Genomic DNA, 16,733 nt, shown 5'->3' on the forward strand with positions numbered 1-16,733 from the left:
GGTGATGAAGAACTTACTGATTATACTATGTTTTTTAATGGTGTCGGCGAATACCTATGCGCAGTCTGATGCCAGATTCTACGACACTGAGGGGAATTACAAGAAAGGTGTCGAGGTAGCCAACAGTCCCGGTGACGGAGGACTGGGTGGAGATGATCCAGCGCCCGCGCCTATCGATGATTACTTACCTTTACTGGTAGTCGCTGCGCTTGGCATGGCTGTGTGGTATGCACGCCGGCCTCAGGTCAAGGCAGAATAAGTTGTAAAACTGTACTATTGAAACTCCGCGTCAGCGGAGTTTTTTTATTTAGTACAGTTGATGTCGCGACCGTCGAGCGGCGTCGCCTGTTTTTTCACTTCGCTGAGATTGAATGCGTCGAACGGATTCGCTGGGTTCTTCACTCCTCTTCTGAACTACGTTCGCAGACCTTCAGTCTGTGTTCTGAAACCGAAGGTTCGGCGGAGCCAATGACAAAACGATGCTCCCTTCTGAAACCGCAGGTTCGGCGAGGCCAATGACAAAGGCGCGGATTAAACGACCCAGGAGATTTTTGCGTTAAGAAAAAATGAAATTTCTCCAGAAAGCATCTTGTTAGTTTTATTGCATTAAAATTTTCAGTGTCCGAAGCGCGGCAATCATTTGATTCGAAGAAAGGTGCATGTATCCGCGCAAGTTTGAAAATTTTCTTAGAGAAATTTCACTTTTTTAGCAAAAAGATCCAGTCTTGATTTTTTTGGTTCTTTTTTCATCAAGGAAAAAAGAATCACTAATACTTTTGTCCTCCCGACGAAGGAGGGATCTTTTTCTCAGCATTTTGTGAATAATATTAAATTAGTACTATGAAAACGCTTGGAACACACAACTACTACGTATATATACTTACCAACAAAGCCAAAACAGTTTTATATACAGGTTTTACAGGTGACTTAGCAAAAAGGCTTTATTGGCACTGCCATCCTGATTCTTTGGTTAGAATTCATTTTACATTTCGGTATAAATGTTTTTATCTTGTTTATTATGAGCAATTCCAGGAGGCTGAGCTGGCTATCAGCAGAGAAAAGCAAATTAAAGGATACTCACGGGAGAAGAAAGAGATGTTGATTCACAGTTTTAATCCTACCTGGGAATTTCTGAATGATCGTATGTGACACAGGGCATTTTTAACAAAAGTTCGGTTGTCATCCCGACGAAGGATGAATCTCTACTGACCGATGTGCAGGTTTTATGAGATTGACTCCTTCGAACCGCTTCGCTGGGTTTGACTTCGTCGAACCACTTCGTTAGGTTTCTTCACTGCGCTGAGATTCTTCACTGCGCTGCTGAACTTCGCTCGCAGACCTTCAGTCTGTGTTCTGAAACCGAAGGTTCGGCGCAGCCAATGACAAAATCCCGTCGATCCGACAGCGGTTGTCATCCCGACTAAAAAGAGATTGACTCCGTCGAACCACTTCGTTAGGTTTCTTCATTGCGCTGAGATTCTTCACTGCGCTCCTGAACTTCGTTCGCAGACCTTCAGTCTGTGTTCTGAAACCGAAGGTTCGGCGCAGCCAATGACAAAATCCCGTCCTGAATCGAAGATTCGCGGTGACAGAGCTCCGTTATGGAATCGAAGATCGACGGTGACAGAGTGCGTTGACTGGACAGCGGCTGTCATCCCGACGAAGGAGGGATCTCTGGGGTGATTCACTGAAAACGTGAAACTTTCAATTAGAGATTGACTTCGTCGAACCGCTTCGCTGAGATTCTTCACTCCTCTCCTAAACTTCGTTCGCAGACCTTCAGTCTGTGTTCTGAAACCGAAGGTTCGGCGTAGCCAATGACAAAACTCCGTTATATTAGGAAGCATATGTGAACTAACAAAAATTCGGTTGTCAGCCCGACCAGGAAGGATATTTTGCTTGAGTGGCGGAGAGTTTGGGTGCGGCCTGGATTTGCCGATCAATGGATTTCAGCGTGTTCAATTATTAAACACGGCATTCTTTCCCTTTTTTATGCTGCGTATGAATACGGTCAGGGCCGCGCATGCCGTTACCCTGAGCAGTTTAAACATCGCCTGAAAATCCGTCCAATCCGCGAAAACAAATGAGAAACGGTCTAAAATGATTACCTTTGCAAAAATTTATTTCTACTCCCGATGAACAGACTCTTTCTTATTATATACGTCCTCTTTCTGCTCCTGGCCACTGCAGCCTGTAAACCCAAAGAGAACATGGTGTATATGGAATCCGACCGGTCGGCGGCGGAAGCAGAGGTAAAACAGGCTGTTTACGAAGGTACTCACCTGCAGCCCGGCGATTTTCTCGATATCAAAGTGACCGCCTATGATGAATTTGCCGTAAGGCCGTTTAACCTCCACTCAATGAACCAGCTCACCAACCCGGGCGAAGTTCAGGCGGGGCAGGCGGCGCAGACATCGCCTCAAGGCTATCTTGTCGATAATGAAGGTTATATCATTTTTCCGGTACTTGGGAAGATTTTCGTGAAAGGCATGACGATGGCTCAGCTGCGCGCTGACCTTGAAAGCAAACTGCTCGAATACCTGTCGGATCCGCTGGTCTCGATCCGTCAGCTCAATTTTAACATCACCGTCCTGGGTGAGGTGAAGGCACCGGGCCGGTACACCAGTACCTCGGATAAAATCACCCTGCTGCAGGCACTGGGTATGGCGGGGGATATGACCGACTATGGCGACAGGACCCGCGTAAAACTTGTGCGCAACGAGAACGGTATCGACCAGACGCATATTATCGATTTCACAGACCGGAATATCACCGCGTCACCTTATTACTACATGCAGCAGAACGATGTGCTGTACGTGGAGCCCGATATCATTAAAAGAAAGTCGGCCAATGTAGATCCGAACCGTAACCTGGCTTTCCAGATCGGCGGTGTGGTATTGGGACTTGCCGGAATATTGATTACCCTACTTAAATAATTCATGGAATTTACAGAGATTGCAACAGAGCAGCGAGACGGTGCCCAAATCAAAAGACAGATGCAGCGGTATCTGCGGTACTGGCCCCTGTTTGTGGGCGGACTGCTCCTCGGACTTACATGCGCCTATTTATATCTGCGTTACGCCACGCCACAGTACATGAGCAAAGCTTCACTGTATGTGAAGAGTGCCTCGGCCAAAAGCGGAGAGATCATGGGCCTGAAGGATTTTCAGAACATGGCACTGCCGTCCGGACTGATGTCCAATGAAGTGGACAATGAGATTTCCGTCGTACGGTCGAAGCCGTTGCTTTACAACGTGGTGAAGAGTCTGAACCTCGAGGTGAAAGTGATCAACGAAGGTAACGTCAAACAGGTTGAACTCTATGAAAACAGTCCGTTTACCGGAAGCCTGCTCAACTTAAAAAAGCCGCGCTCATTCAAGTCGGTGACCTACAGCATCGCACCGATCGGAGCCAACCATTTTAAGCTCAAAAATGATTCGAAAGAAATTTCGGGTACATTTGGGGTGCCTGTGGTTACCGACTATGGCAGTTTTGTCCTGCAACGGAAAAATGGGGTCATCTTCGACAAGCCGCTGACCTTAAGGATCGTCAATCCACGGATTGTGGCAGACCAGCTCGAAGCGTCGATCAGTGTGGTGATCCCGCAAAAGAAGTCGAGCATCATGGAACTGAGCCGCATCGGGACCGATCCGGTGCGTTCGGAGGACATCCTGAATGAACTCATCCGTCAGTACAATGTGGACGCCATTCATGATAAAAATGCTGAGGCCAAAAGCACCGCTGATTTTATCGACGAAAGGCTTGACCTGATTACGAAAGAACTGGGTGGCATTGAGTCGCAGAAGGAAAACTTCAAAGAAGCCAACAAAATCTCCGACCTGCAGACTCAGGCGCAACTCAATCTCGAGAATGCAAGCGAGAACACCAAAAAGATGATGGACATCGGCACCCAGCTTGAAATGGTGGATTCGGTGCTGCGCATTGCAAATACTTCTGCCAATGACCAACTCCTGCCAACCAATGTCGGCATGCCGGCAGGTCTGGAAACCGTCATTCAGGAATACAACCAGCTCGTGCTCACGCGCAACCGTACGCTGAAGCAGGCTACGCCTTCGAACCCGGCGGTGCAGCAGTTCAACCGCGATATCGCTTCAATGCGCGAACTCATCCGAGACAATTTGCGTAAATCGCGCTCCACCCTGCAGATCGCGATGGGCCAGATACAGAACGAGATCAATAAATCGGGGTCGAGCCTGAGCAAGTTTCCGCAGCAGGAAAGGGTTTTCCGCAGCATCGAAAGACAGCAGAACCTGAAAGAATCGCTATTCCTCTATCTACTTCAGAAGAGAGAAGAGACTTCAATTGCGCTTTCAGTGAATACACCAAAAGCCAAGATCGTGAACCCTGCCTATACGATGGCCGCGCCTGTAGCACCCAAGAAAAATATTGTGTACCTCGCGGCAGCACTTTTAGGACTGCTGTTGCCGGGAGCCTTTTTATACACGCGTTTTGCGCTTGATACGTATGTACACAGCCGCCGACAGATCCGCGAAGCTTTGCCGGAAGTAGCGGTAGTGGGTGAGATACCGAACGCGGGTGACGAAACAGCGCTGGTGAAGAAAAATGACTTCTCCTCTTTTGCCGAATCGTTCCGGATTATGCTGACGAATATGAATTTCGTACTCAAGGAAGCGCCGGAAGGAAAAGCCTCGGTCATTCTTATCTCCTCCTCAGTAAAAGGTGAGGGTAAGACCACGGTCAGCTTCAATACGGCACTTACCCTGGCGCAGAACCGGAAAGTACTACTTGTGGGAGCGGATATCCGTAATCCGCAGTTCAAACGCTTTATGAAGGTATCACCGCGCGGTCTGTCCGATTATCTGGCTTCTCCGGATATGCAGGTCTCGTCAATCATTGAAACCTCTGACCTGCATGCCAACCTCGATGTGATCCCAAGTGGAAGCATCGCGCCCAACCCTACCGAATTGCTGGCGAGTAAAAAGTTCAAAACGATGCTCGATGAACAGAAACCGTATTACGATTATATTGTGATCGATTCGGCACCGATGCTGATGGTGAGTGATACTTTCAATCTGCTCGGTTATATGGATATCCTGCTTTACGTGATGCGCGCCGAACATACGGACAAAGAAATGTTTGAATTTGCGCGGCAGCTGATGAATGAGAATGCCAAAGGAAAATTTGCGATCGTGCTGAATGACGTGCGCAACATGCATCTGAGTTACGGCAATAAGTATGGTTACGGGTATTATACGGAGGAAAGGAAGAAGAAATGGTATGAAATTTTTGGACGATGAAAAACATTTTAATTACAGGTGGGGCCGGCTTCATCGGCTCAAATCTATGTGACCATTTTATCAACAAAAACTATAAGGTTACCTGTCTCGATAACTTTGCGACCGGGCATCGGCACAATATCGAGCATTTACTGGATCGTCCCAATTTCCTTCTAATTGAAGGAGATATCAGGGATATTGAAGTATGTCACATGGCCTGTGCAGGTCAGGACGCGATATTGCATCAGGCCGCATTAGGTTCCGTTCCAAGGTCGATCAATGACCCCATCACCAGTAACGATGTGAACGTAGGCGGATTTCTCAATATGCTGGTGGCCGCGCGTGATGCCAAGGTAAAACGCTTTGTCTATGCGGCCAGTTCAAGTACCTACGGCGATTCAAAGAGCCTTCCCAAAGTGGAAGACGTGATTGGAAAACCATTGTCGCCCTATGCCATTACCAAATATGTAAACGAACTGTATGCCGATGTTTTTGCGAAAACTTACGGGATGGAATGTATCGGTCTGCGGTATTTCAATGTATTTGGCCGGCGCCAGGACCCTAAAGGCGCCTATGCGGCTGTAATTCCGAAATTTGTTATCCAGCTGATGAACCATGAATCGCCTACCATCAATGGGGAGGGCGACTATTCACGGGATTTTACGTATATCCACAATGTGATACAGATGAATGAACTCGCGATGCTGACCCGTAATCCGGAGGCCGTCAATACGGTCTATAATACCGCGGTGGGCGACCGTACGACGATCAAGGACATGGCAAACCAGCTGAAGGAATATCTCTCTGCGTATGATGCCGAAATAAAAGAAATTGAGATAGTGCACGGGCCTGTACGGGCAGGAGATGTGCCCCATTCCAAGGCAAGTATCGATAAAGCCACCGCATTATTAGGATACAAACCCAGCCATCAGTTTGCCGCCGGGCTGAAAGAAGCGGTGGACTGGTACTGGAAACACCTGGAACGCTAATAAAGTATATGTTTATATTTAAAAACACAATGTCATTCCGAGCGAAGTGAGGAATCTCTTTTGCGAGGCAAAAGTCTCAACCTCAACCTCAACCTCAATCTCAACCTCAACCTTAACCTTAACCTTAACCTTAACCTTAACCTTAACCTTAACCTTAACCTTAATCGTAACCTTAACCTCAACACATGAATCATAAAATCGCAGTTATCGGTCTCGGCTATGTAGGCCTTCCACTCGCACGACTTTTTGCTACCCAATTTCCGGTTGTGGGGTTTGATATCAATACAAAAAGGGTCGCAGAACTCAATGCCGGCCATGATGATACGCTGGAAGTTTCGGACGAGCTGCTGCAGTCTGCACTGGTGAAAGAAAACCCGTTTGTTATTGCGGGCGAGGCGAACTCATCTCAAACTGTAGGTTTGTACTGCTCCGACCAGCTGGAGGATATTGCCGATGCCAATATCTATATCATCACCGTACCTACGCCGGTGGACAAGAACAACCGGCCTGTACTTACGCCGCTTGTTAAGGCAAGTGAGACCGTAGGAAAGGTTTTGAAGAAAGGAGATATCGTCATTTACGAATCCACCGTATATCCCGGAGCGACAGAAGAAGACTGCATTCCGGTTGTAGAAAAGGTTTCCGGCATGAAATATAATGTGGACTTTTTCGCCGGATATTCGCCGGAGCGAATTAATCCGGGTGACAAGGAACATACGGTAGAGAAGATCCTCAAGGTGACGTCGGGCTCGACGCCTGAAATCGGTAAGACTGTGAATGAACTTTATGCAGCAGTGATTACGGCCGGTACCCATTTGGCACCGACAATCAAAGTCGCGGAAGCGGCGAAGGTAATTGAAAACTCACAGCGGGATATCAATATTGCTTTTGTTAACGAGCTCGCAAAAATATTCAACCTCATGGACATTGATACCCATGCCGTGCTGGAAGCCGCAGGCACGAAATGGAATTTCCTTCCCTTCAAGCCGGGCCTCGTAGGCGGTCACTGCATCGGCGTTGACCCTTATTACCTCGCGCAGAAGGCGCAGGAATATGGCTACCATCCGGAGATTATCCTGGCGGGAAGAAGGCTGAATGATTCGATGGGTGAATATGTGGCTTCGCAGGTTATTAAGACTATGATTAAGAATGACATTAAAGTTCACTGTTCGGAAGTATTGATGCTTGGAATCACTTTTAAAGAGAACTGTCCTGATGTGCGGAATACCAAGATAGTGGATGTAATAAAGGCGCTTGAAGATTATGGAATTAAGGTGACGGTTCATGATCCATGGGCAAACCCTGCAGAGGTTTTGATTGAATATGGTATAAAATGCAAGACAGAAGTTCCAGTGCAAAAATTTGATGGAGTAGTTCTCGGCGTAGCTCATGACAATTTCATGACTTTAAATTTAGAGAATTTGAAAAAAGAAAATGCAGTGGTGTATGATGTAAAAAGCATTCTGAAACAATCTGATAATAAATTATAGATGAATTAAGACTTCTTAAAGTAATCTATCTCATGGATTCCAAACAGTTTTTAGTAATAATTATTTCTTAATATACGAATGTGAAAATATCATTAATAGCAGGTGCCCGACCCAATTTCATGAAAATAGCGCCAATCATACATGCCGCTCAAAGGGCGCAGAAAGCAGGTAGTAATATTCTTTATCGGTTAATTCATACTGGTCAGCATTATGATAAATCAATGAGTGACACATTTTTTGAAGAACTCAATATTCCCGAACCAGATGTTAACCTGGGTTGTGGCGGAGGAACTCAGGCCGAACAAACAGCGGCTATTATGGTAGCTTTTGAAAAGGAACTTATTTTGAATCCTGCAGATCTGGTTGTAGTAGTAGGTGATGTAACTTCAACTATGGCTTGCAGCATCGTGGCTAAGAAACTGAATACAAGAGTGGCTCATGTTGAAGCAGGTATTCGAAGTGGAGATTTGACAATGCCAGAGGAAATTAACCGTATGGTAACGGATTCCATTACAGATTATTTTTTTACTACATCAGAAGTTGCGAATCAAAACTTACTAAGAGCAGGCGTGCAGCAAGACGACATATTTTTTGTTGGGAATGTGATGATTGATACATTATTAATCAATATTCCTAAATTTTCTAAGCCTTTAATATTTGACCAGCTACAACTTGAATCAAGAAAATATTTAGTGCTTACAATACACCGGCCTGCTAATGTTGACGCCGCTGAAAAGCTCACAAGAACTATGAAAGAAATAGTTAATAACGTACAGGGGTTACCTATAATTTTTCCAATTCATCCTCGTACGGCAAAAATCTTTTCAGAGTTAGGTATTGAAGCCGACAATTTACACATTGTTGACCCTATGGGTTATTTAGAATTTAATTATCTTGTTAAAAACAGCAAAGCGGTAATTACCGACTCTGGAGGCATTACAGAAGAAACTACCATAATGGGTATTCCTTGTATAACATTGCGTGATAATACCGAACGACCTGAAACAATTACTATCGGAACAAACGAATTGATTGGGACTAGTCCTGACGCTATAAAACCAGCATTAGAAAAGCTCTTTTCAGGTAATTGGAAGAAGGGAGGTATACCAGACTTGTGGGACGGCAAAGCTGCAGAAAGGATATTGAAAGTGATGATGAAAATTTAAATGAATAGCAAAGGTAATACAGTTCAAGCATTTTGGATTGCACTTGGCAGTTTATTCTCTTTTGGGTTTGCGATAGTTAGTTCCATGATATTGAGCCGCTATTTACCGAAAGAAGATTATGGTACATATAAACAGGTATTGTATGTTTACAGTACTTTGCTGACTGTATTTACATTAGGGTTGCCAAAAGCATTTTCTTTTTTTCTGCCAAGAGTCGAAATTGATCAATCGAAGGATCTGATTAAGAAGATAACAAATATATTTTTTATACTAGGGGGCTTCTTTTCTGTTTTTTTATTTCTATTTGCTCCTCAAATTGCTCTCCTCTTAAAAAACCCGGATTTAACACTGGCTTTAAGAATATTCTCACCAGTACCATTTTTAATGCTACCAACTATGGGCTTGGAAGGTATTTTGGCCACTTTCAGAAAGACAAAATTTCTCGCACTGTATGATGTAATTACTCGATTAATTATGCTTTTTTGTGTAGTTGTTCCTGTTGTTTTATTTGATGGCGGATATATAGAAGCAATAGTAGGGTTCGTTATTGCATCATTTGTTTCTTTTCTTTTAGCACTTTATTTCAAATATCACCCAGTAAAAAAATATGGAAACGAGAAATGTAATATTTCATATAAAGAAATATTCAAATTTTCAATTCCCTTGTTATATGCCAGTTTATGGGGTATTATTATCAGTTCTGCCGATCAATTTTTCATCAGTCGTTACTTTGGGAGCAAAGTATTTGCTGAGTTTTCAAACGGAGCGATGGAGCTACCATTTGTAGGGATGATCGTGGGGGCTTCTTCCAGCGTGCTGTCACCCATATTCTCGCGTATGAGTCATGAAAAATTAGACCCGCAAAAAGAAATATTCCCGATATGGAAGAGCGTTTTTGAAAAATCGGCACTTCTAATTTATCCTTTAGTTATCTATTCCTGGTTCTTTGCTGATGTCCTGATGGTTGTGCTTTACGGGCAAAAATATGAGGAATCATCGGTTTATTTTAAGATTAAAGTGATCATAAACTTCTTTAATATAATTATTTATGCGCCATTACTTATTAATATTGGAAAAGTAAAATATTATGCAAATGTTCATATTGCAGTTGCTTTATCATTAGTAATTCTTGAGTACGTCTCAATAAAAACTTTTAATTCACCTTATATGATTATTGTAATATCACTACTATGTCAAATAGGTAAGACGTATGCATTATTATGGATGGTAGCAAAGTACTTTAATCTCAAAACATATCAATTATTCCCGGTTAAAATTATAACTCAAATAACAATCCCTTCAATATTTATATTAAGTATTTTGTATTTCTTATTTGTAAAGTACTTAGAATGGAATAGTCTGACAGTTTTATTTGCGAGTTTTGCGTTATATACATCACTTTATTTTTTGATTAGCCTATGGCTTAAGTTGGATTATCTATCAATAATCAAACCTTTATTAAAAAAGAATTAACCGTATGGCACTTTGGCAAAAAGAAAATAGTACTGATAATGCAATAAAAGTAATTTTGTTTGTTTTTTTACCAGTCCTTTCCTTTGTTTATTCATTAAGGAGTCTAAATACTAAGACGTCTTTTATTGTCTTTTTCCTTTGTGCTGTTTTATTTGGGATGGCATATACAGTACCAAGCGGACCAACTGTTGAAATTGGAGTAGATGGAGCCTACTACAGATTGGAGTTTGATAATGCAAAGTTCCTTTCAGAAGTTGAATTTCTTGAGGGTTGGAACTCCTTTCTTAACTTTGATGAAGGAAAAAAGGATTATTATTTCGAGACCGTTAGTTATTATCTGAGCAGATTTACTGATAATTATCATGTAATGTTTATGGTGTTAGCCACTGTGTTTGCGTTTTTTTCACTTAAATCTTTTAAGTTTTTTACTGAAGAAATAGGACAACAGATCGGTTTGGGGGTGTTTATACTGGCATATATGTTTATGTATAATCAGATATTCAATATAAATGGTGTGCGATTTTGGACTGCAACTTGGATCGGCGTCTATGCTATTTTTCAGATTTTCAAAAATAATAAAAAGCAATATTGGCTGCTCGTATTGGTAACGCCCTATTTTCACGGCTCATTTTGGATTTTTATAGGAGTGCTTATTTTAGCTGAATTAACCAGAAGGTTTGAAAAAACATGGGTGATACTTTTTGGCTTTAGCTTTGTTTTCTCTAATATCGCGATTGAGTTTCTTCAGTCCTATCAGGATACTTTACCCGCTTTTATGTCTGGTATGGTAAATGATTATACTGATGCTGAGTATGTAAAATCAAGAAATGAAGTTGGTATTGGTTATGGTTTTATTCCCCACACCTTTGATATACTTATGCGTATTTATCAGGCACTGTTGATATTCCTCTTTATCAAGAACTCGAAACAGATACGTTCTAACAACAAAACGAACAATTTGTATCTTTTCCTGTTAGTTTGGGCTTCTGTTTTCAATTTTTTTGCTTTTGTACCTTCATTGGGGGTTCGGTTTAATACTTTTGTTTGGCCACTGATTGCATACATTTGGTTGGTCAATTTCAAACAGGTAAAATACAAAGAAGTGTTGTATGGTATGCCTTTAGTGTTTGCCTGGAATTTTTTCACCATGTTTGGGTATTATAATATGGTATTAACATGGGACTTCTACATTTCAAGTCCTGTTGTTTTAATTTTTAAATATTTAATAATAGGATGAAAAAACAATCGATTCTATTTTTACAGCCAACCTTTGACTCAAATGGACCAAGGAATATAAGGACAGCAAATCTACTGAGATATCTGAAAGATGATTTTAAAATAACTGTTTTATGTTTTGAAGTAAAAGACGAATATAGACAAATTGAAGGTGTCGAAGTTATAAGATTACCAATGAATTGGGTCAATAAATTTTTTCTTTTTAAAGATAGTATTGGATATAAACCTATGAAAATAATGCTACTTTTTAATAAAGCTATTAGCTTATTAATCAGGAAATTATTGGTGATCGATGGTTTTATATTAGAAAAATCAAAAATAATCAATGTACTTGCTAATAGAGATTTTGATTTTGTCGTTGCAAGCATGAAACCAGAAAGTATGGGTGAAATTGCTTTGAAGCTAAAGCGGAAGGGTACGAATGTAGATAAAGTGATATTTGATATTGGAGATCCTCTCAGTAATAATTCTGCAAATAATCTAAATAAGCTTTCAGAGTTAATATATAAGTTTATCGAAAGTAAAATGCTCAAAAAGGCAGATGCTATAATTGTAACAAACAGTTATACAAAAAAATATTACACCGATGAATTTTCTATAAATGAACAAAGAATTCATATTATTCCACAAGGTGTAGATTTAAATTTGATTCAAGATGATGAATCTCCTTGTTATAAAGAAGAAACATCAATGATATATGCAGGTGGTTTTTATCCCAGATTAAGAGATTCCGCACAATTTGTTAAAGCTGTAAATCATTTAGATAGAGAACGATTAACGATAAAGTTTTATGGTTCTTCAGATTTAAATTTTGAGGTTACCAATACTAAAATTATACAAAAGGGAAAGGTGGGGCAGGATTTTCTCTTCAAGGAATTTGCTAAAGCTAATGTAATTCTTTATTTTGATAATGCGTATGGTATTCAAACATCTGGTAAAATATTCGAAATTTTAGCTCTTAATAAGCCTATTTTATTTTTATATTCTAATGAAGAGTCTCCAGTTTACATGGAGCATAAAAGTAATAAATCGATTTTATTTGTAAAAAACGATTTCCGTGAAATTTGTGAATGTTTAAGTAACATAGAAAGTTTATTAGAAAGGATTCCAAGTAGTTTAAATGATGCAGAGCAGTATTCTTGGTCTTCAAGAGCTGAGGTTTTAAAAAAAGTAATTTATCAAATATCATAAAATCTAAGGTGAATTCATTAATAACCATCTTTACGCCCACATATAATAGAGCCCATACAATACATCGAGTATGGGAAAGTTTAAAAAAACAGACATACAAACATTTTGAATGGGTAATTGTAGACGATGGCTCATCTGATGATATTGATATTGTGATGAGTGCGTTTATTAACGATGCTGATTTCCCAATTATTTATCATAAATTTAATTCCAATAGAGGAAAGCATAGGGCTATAAATAAAGGATTAAGTTTATGTAGTGGAGAGTTTTTTATCATTGCTGATTCAGACGATGCTTTTACACATGATGCATTAGAGTTTTTTATAAATTCATGGAATAATATACCTAAAAATGAAAAAAATAGTTTTTCAGGTATTAGGGCATGCTGTAATGATCAGTTTGGTAATCGAGTAAGCGATTATTTATCTATTGAGCCGTTAGACGCAACGATGGCAGATGTTTTCTACATCCATAAATTTAGAAAAGAAAGCTGGTGCATGGTTCAGACATCGATGCACCGAAAATATTTATTTCCTGAAGATCACAATGATCATTTTTATCCTGAAGGAATAATTTGGGACAAAATATCTCGCGATAAAAAATTTAGATTCTACAATAAAGCTGTAAGAATTTATTATGTTGACGCCTCAGAAACATCTATTTCAAATGGAAATGTAAAGCGAAAGGAAAAAATTTCTCGTAACCTAGAGATGAGCAATTATATGCTTAATTACCAGATTGATTATTTTAAATTCAGTCCAATTTCATTTATAAAAGGAGCAAGTATTTATTCTTTTTATGCATTCATTGACAACAGTTATTTAACTCAATTTAGAAATTTGAATAATTTAAAAGCTAAATTGCTATTTTTATTATGTAGTCCCTTAGGACTTATTCTCTCGATCATAAAGAATTAATATAAAACAAAAAATTACAAACTGTCATATTTTTTTCTTTAATCATGCAAACAATCCTTCAAAATAACGAACACCAAAATTATAATGTGCGGAATTTATCTTACCAACATACCTTACCAACAGCAGGAAATAAAAGCTAAAATCAAAAAAATTGGATATAGAGGACCTGATAATTTAGGTATTACTCAAATAGAAAAGCTTACTTTAGGTCATCTACGACTTTCTATTTTAGATTTAGACCAAAGATCAAATCAACCATTTCAATTTGAGCAATTCTATATAACTTATAATGGCGAAATATACAACTTTCAATCTATTAAAGAAGATCTTATTAAATTAGGATATTCATTTAAAACTACGAGTGATACGGAAGTCTTGGTCATAGGTTATTCTGTTTGGGGTAAAGAATTATTGAGTAAACTCAATGGTATGTTTGCATTTGCAATATACGATAGTAAAAAGGAGGAGATATTTTGTGCCAGAGACCGGTTGGGTGTAAAACCATTTTTCTATTATTGGAAAGATGGGAACATTGAAATTTGTAGTCAACTTAGTCCATTGATGAATAAAAACTTGACCATCAATCAAGAGGCAATTTCTATCTATTTGGACTGTGGTTATATACCAAGTCCTTTTAGTATTTACAATGAAATACAAAAACTACAACCAGGTTACTGTATGTACATTCACCTAAAAGAGAAAAAATTATATCTTGAAAAATATTGGGATTTACAGTCTGCGAAAGTTGATGAAAGTATCAGTTACGAAACTGCTAAAGATAAGCTTCACGAACTTATTACTGATGCGGTAAAAATAAGAATGCAAGCGGATGTTCCTCTTGGTTCTTTTCTCTCGGGTGGGATAGATTCTGCTTTGGTCTCTGCCATTGCTGCGAAATACAGTAGTCAAAAATTAAAAACGTTTACGATTGCTTTTGAAGATCCAGACTTTGATGAAAGTAAAGTGGCGGAACAATATGCAGGAATAATAAACAGCGAACATACCACAACCTTATGCACTCCGAAGGAAGTTCTGGAAATGTTGCCACATTTAATCAATGCCTATGACGAACCTTTTGCGGATAGCTCTGCTTTACCCTCATTATTATTGAACAAAGTAACTAAACAACATGTTACTGTGGCACTGTCCGGAGATGGTGGTGATGAAAGTTTTATTGGGTATAAACACATGTTGTTAGTAGAACAATTTAAAAAACTTACTGTGCTCCATTATCACTTAAGAAAAGTATTGAGTTGGATTCCAGTAAACAAATTAATGAATAAGCAGGCCGAAGCTTATAAAGGAATTTTGGGCTGTAAAAATGAAAATGAACTCATTATAAAAGTATTTGCTCAATTTGATACATTAACCAAGAAACGTAATTTTAAATGGGTAGACAAATATTATCCACAATTTAAAATTTTGTCAAAAGTTTCGCTTCAAAAAATAGCAGATTTGAATATTAAGTTATGGTTAGAAAATGACAGTAATACCAAAGTTGATAGAGCTAGCATGGCTTTTTCAGTAGAATCCAGAAGCCCATTTCTAGATTACAGGATTGTGGAGTTTGCAAGAACTTTACCTATGGAATACAGATATAAAAATGGGGTAACCAAAAAAATTTTACGTGATATATTAAAAGAATACATTCCCGAGGAAGTATTTACCCAACCCAAAAAAGGATTTGCAATACCATTAAATCATTGGATAAAAAACGAATTAAAAGACGATGTTTATGATAAATTAAATCCTTTATTTCTGGAATCAATTCCAAATTTAGATGTTAAAAAGTTTGAAAAACAAATGAAACAGCATTTTGAAGGTAAAAGGGATTATTCTTTTAACATTTGGAAGCTATATGTTTTAGCTTTATGGTTTGAAAAGTATAGTGTAACTTAAGATGAAAATTCTATTACTCATAGACTCCCTAGGCTCTGGTGGCGCCCAACGCCAAATGGTAACGCTTGCTTCTTTGTTAAAAGAGCAAGGGCAGAATGTGTCATTTTTGCTTTATGCAGATGAACCTTTTTTCCAGAATGAAGTGGAAAACTTAAATATACCTATACACCTCATACTTACCAAAAGTTATATGTCGCGGATATGGCAGGTTAGGAAATATATCCGCAATGGGAAATTTGATGCAGTTATTTCTTTTATGGACACTCCTAATTTTCTCAATAATTTTGCAGCCATAGGTGGCAAGAGCTGGAAGGTCATTACAAGTGAACGAAGTTCTCAGGAAGATTTCCTGTTATCAAGACGAGGAAAAGCCTTCGGGTGGTTCCAGCGTTTTTCAGATGTAATCGTTTGTAATTCTTACAATGCCAAGGCAATATGGGAAAAACATTACCCCCAATACAAGCACAAACTGTCGGTGATTTACAATCCCGTATTGTTGCCTAAGATAACAGAAGAATATATCCCAAAAAGAAATGGAAAAGTTAATGTGGTCATTGCTGCCTCGTATCAATATCTGAAAAACCCTTTGGGACTGATCGAAGCCATCCGATTACTTTCTAATGAAGAAAAAGAAAAGTTAAGCGTGAATTGGTATGGTAGAATTGAGGTAACAAATGGAGATACAAGAGCTTACGATGAATCTGTTTTGAAAATAAAAGAATACAAGTTAGATAATATACTTACTTTAAATGCTCCCACCAAAGACGTTTCCGCTTTAATGCATAAGGCAGATGTGGTAGCGCTTCTAAGCGAGCTGGAAGGATTACCTAATGCTATATGTGAGGGTATGAGTATTGGTAAACCCATTTTAATGACCAAAGTTTCCGATTATCAGGAATTGGTAGATAGTTCCAATGGTGTACTCTGCGACTGGGATAACCCGGACTCAATTACGAGTTCTTTGCGTTATATGATGGAACGAACAGAAAATGAAATACTGTCCATGGGTCATGCTTCACAGAAAAAAGCAAATCGCCTTTTTTCAAAAGGTATTATTTCAGAGAAATGGATAAATCTTGTTAATCATACAAAACAAAAGTATTGAAATTACAAT

The 16,733-nt window shown here is 39.4% G+C and carries 15 protein-coding genes; 13 read left to right on the forward strand and 2 right to left on the reverse strand.

What is annotated here, in order from left to right; all coding sequences use genetic code 11:
• The first annotated feature begins 4 nt into the window (after positions 1 to 4).
• Both QEP06_RS08695 and QEP06_RS08700 read left to right on the forward strand, forming a co-directional pair.
• Entirely contained in the window at positions 5 to 259 is a 255-nt protein-coding gene (locus QEP06_RS08695) for a hypothetical protein (RefSeq protein ID WP_285269901.1), read from the forward strand.
• A 581-nt stretch (positions 260 to 840) separates the two neighbouring features.
• Positions 841 to 1,149 (forward strand): GIY-YIG nuclease family protein, encoded by a 309-nt coding sequence (locus QEP06_RS08700; protein WP_285269902.1) that lies wholly within the window; start codon positions 841 to 843, stop codon positions 1,147 to 1,149.
• Between the two features lie 74 nt (positions 1,150 to 1,223).
• Here the strand turns inward: QEP06_RS08700 and QEP06_RS08705 are convergent, their stop codons facing one another.
• Together QEP06_RS08705 and QEP06_RS08710 are read right to left on the reverse strand one after the other, a co-directional pair.
• On the reverse strand, positions 1,224 to 1,415 hold the full coding sequence (locus tag QEP06_RS08705; protein ID WP_285269903.1) for a hypothetical protein: 192 nt from the start codon (positions 1,413 to 1,415) through the stop codon (positions 1,224 to 1,226).
• 66 nt (positions 1,416 to 1,481) lie between these two features.
• Entirely contained in the window at positions 1,482 to 1,847 is a 366-nt protein-coding gene (locus QEP06_RS08710) for a hypothetical protein (RefSeq protein WP_285269904.1), read from the reverse strand.
• A 288-nt stretch (positions 1,848 to 2,135) separates the two neighbouring features.
• Between QEP06_RS08710 and QEP06_RS08715 the strand changes: the two genes are divergently transcribed.
• The 11 genes from QEP06_RS08715 to QEP06_RS08765 all read left to right on the forward strand — a co-directional run bounded on the left by QEP06_RS08715 (position 2,136) and on the right by QEP06_RS08765 (position 16,724).
• A complete protein-coding gene (locus QEP06_RS08715) occupies positions 2,136 to 2,936 on the forward strand; it encodes a polysaccharide biosynthesis/export family protein (protein WP_285269905.1) in 801 nt (266 codons plus the stop codon).
• A gap of 3 nt (positions 2,937 to 2,939) precedes the next feature.
• Complete coding sequence (locus QEP06_RS08720; RefSeq protein ID WP_285269906.1) at positions 2,940 to 5,279, forward strand: GumC family protein; 2,340 nt, start codon at positions 2,940 to 2,942, stop codon at positions 5,277 to 5,279.
• Entirely contained in the window at positions 5,276 to 6,247 is a 972-nt protein-coding gene (locus tag QEP06_RS08725) for an SDR family oxidoreductase (RefSeq protein ID WP_285269907.1), read from the forward strand. Before QEP06_RS08720 ends, QEP06_RS08725 begins: the two co-directional genes overlap by 4 nt.
• Positions 6,248 to 6,432: 185 nt before the next feature.
• Positions 6,433 to 7,737, forward strand: a complete 1,305-nt coding sequence (locus tag QEP06_RS08730; RefSeq protein WP_285269908.1) for a nucleotide sugar dehydrogenase — start codon at positions 6,433 to 6,435, stop codon at positions 7,735 to 7,737.
• Between the two features lie 80 nt (positions 7,738 to 7,817).
• Complete coding sequence (wecB, locus tag QEP06_RS08735; RefSeq protein WP_285269909.1) at positions 7,818 to 8,903, forward strand: non-hydrolyzing UDP-N-acetylglucosamine 2-epimerase; 1,086 nt, start codon at positions 7,818 to 7,820, stop codon at positions 8,901 to 8,903.
• Positions 8,904 to 10,376 (forward strand): oligosaccharide flippase family protein, encoded by a 1,473-nt coding sequence (locus QEP06_RS08740; protein ID WP_285269910.1) that lies wholly within the window; start codon positions 8,904 to 8,906, stop codon positions 10,374 to 10,376.
• Positions 10,377 to 10,380: 4 nt separating this feature from the next.
• Positions 10,381 to 11,613, forward strand: a complete 1,233-nt coding sequence (locus tag QEP06_RS08745; protein ID WP_285269911.1) for an EpsG family protein — start codon at positions 10,381 to 10,383, stop codon at positions 11,611 to 11,613.
• Positions 11,610 to 12,803, forward strand: a complete 1,194-nt coding sequence (locus QEP06_RS08750; protein WP_285269912.1) for a glycosyltransferase — start codon at positions 11,610 to 11,612, stop codon at positions 12,801 to 12,803. The genes QEP06_RS08745 and QEP06_RS08750 overlap by 4 nt, the downstream gene beginning before the upstream one ends.
• An 8-nt stretch (positions 12,804 to 12,811) precedes the next feature.
• Positions 12,812 to 13,720, forward strand: coding sequence for a glycosyltransferase family A protein (locus QEP06_RS08755; RefSeq protein ID WP_285269913.1), 909 nt, complete (start codon positions 12,812 to 12,814; stop codon positions 13,718 to 13,720).
• Positions 13,721 to 13,804: 84 nt separating this feature from the next.
• Positions 13,805 to 15,619 carry an asparagine synthase (glutamine-hydrolyzing) gene (asnB, locus tag QEP06_RS08760; RefSeq protein ID WP_285269914.1) on the forward strand — a complete coding sequence of 605 codons (1,815 nt, stop codon included), beginning with the start codon at positions 13,805 to 13,807 and terminating at the stop codon, positions 15,617 to 15,619.
• Position 15,620: 1 nt separating this feature from the next.
• Positions 15,621 to 16,724, forward strand: coding sequence for a glycosyltransferase (locus QEP06_RS08765; protein WP_285269915.1), 1,104 nt, complete (start codon positions 15,621 to 15,623; stop codon positions 16,722 to 16,724).
• The last annotated feature ends 9 nt before the right edge of the window (positions 16,725 to 16,733 follow it).

This window comes from Kaistella rhinocerotis (genome assembly GCF_030243905.1).
GTDB classification, from domain to species: Bacteria; Bacteroidota; Bacteroidia; order Flavobacteriales; family Weeksellaceae; genus Kaistella; species Kaistella rhinocerotis.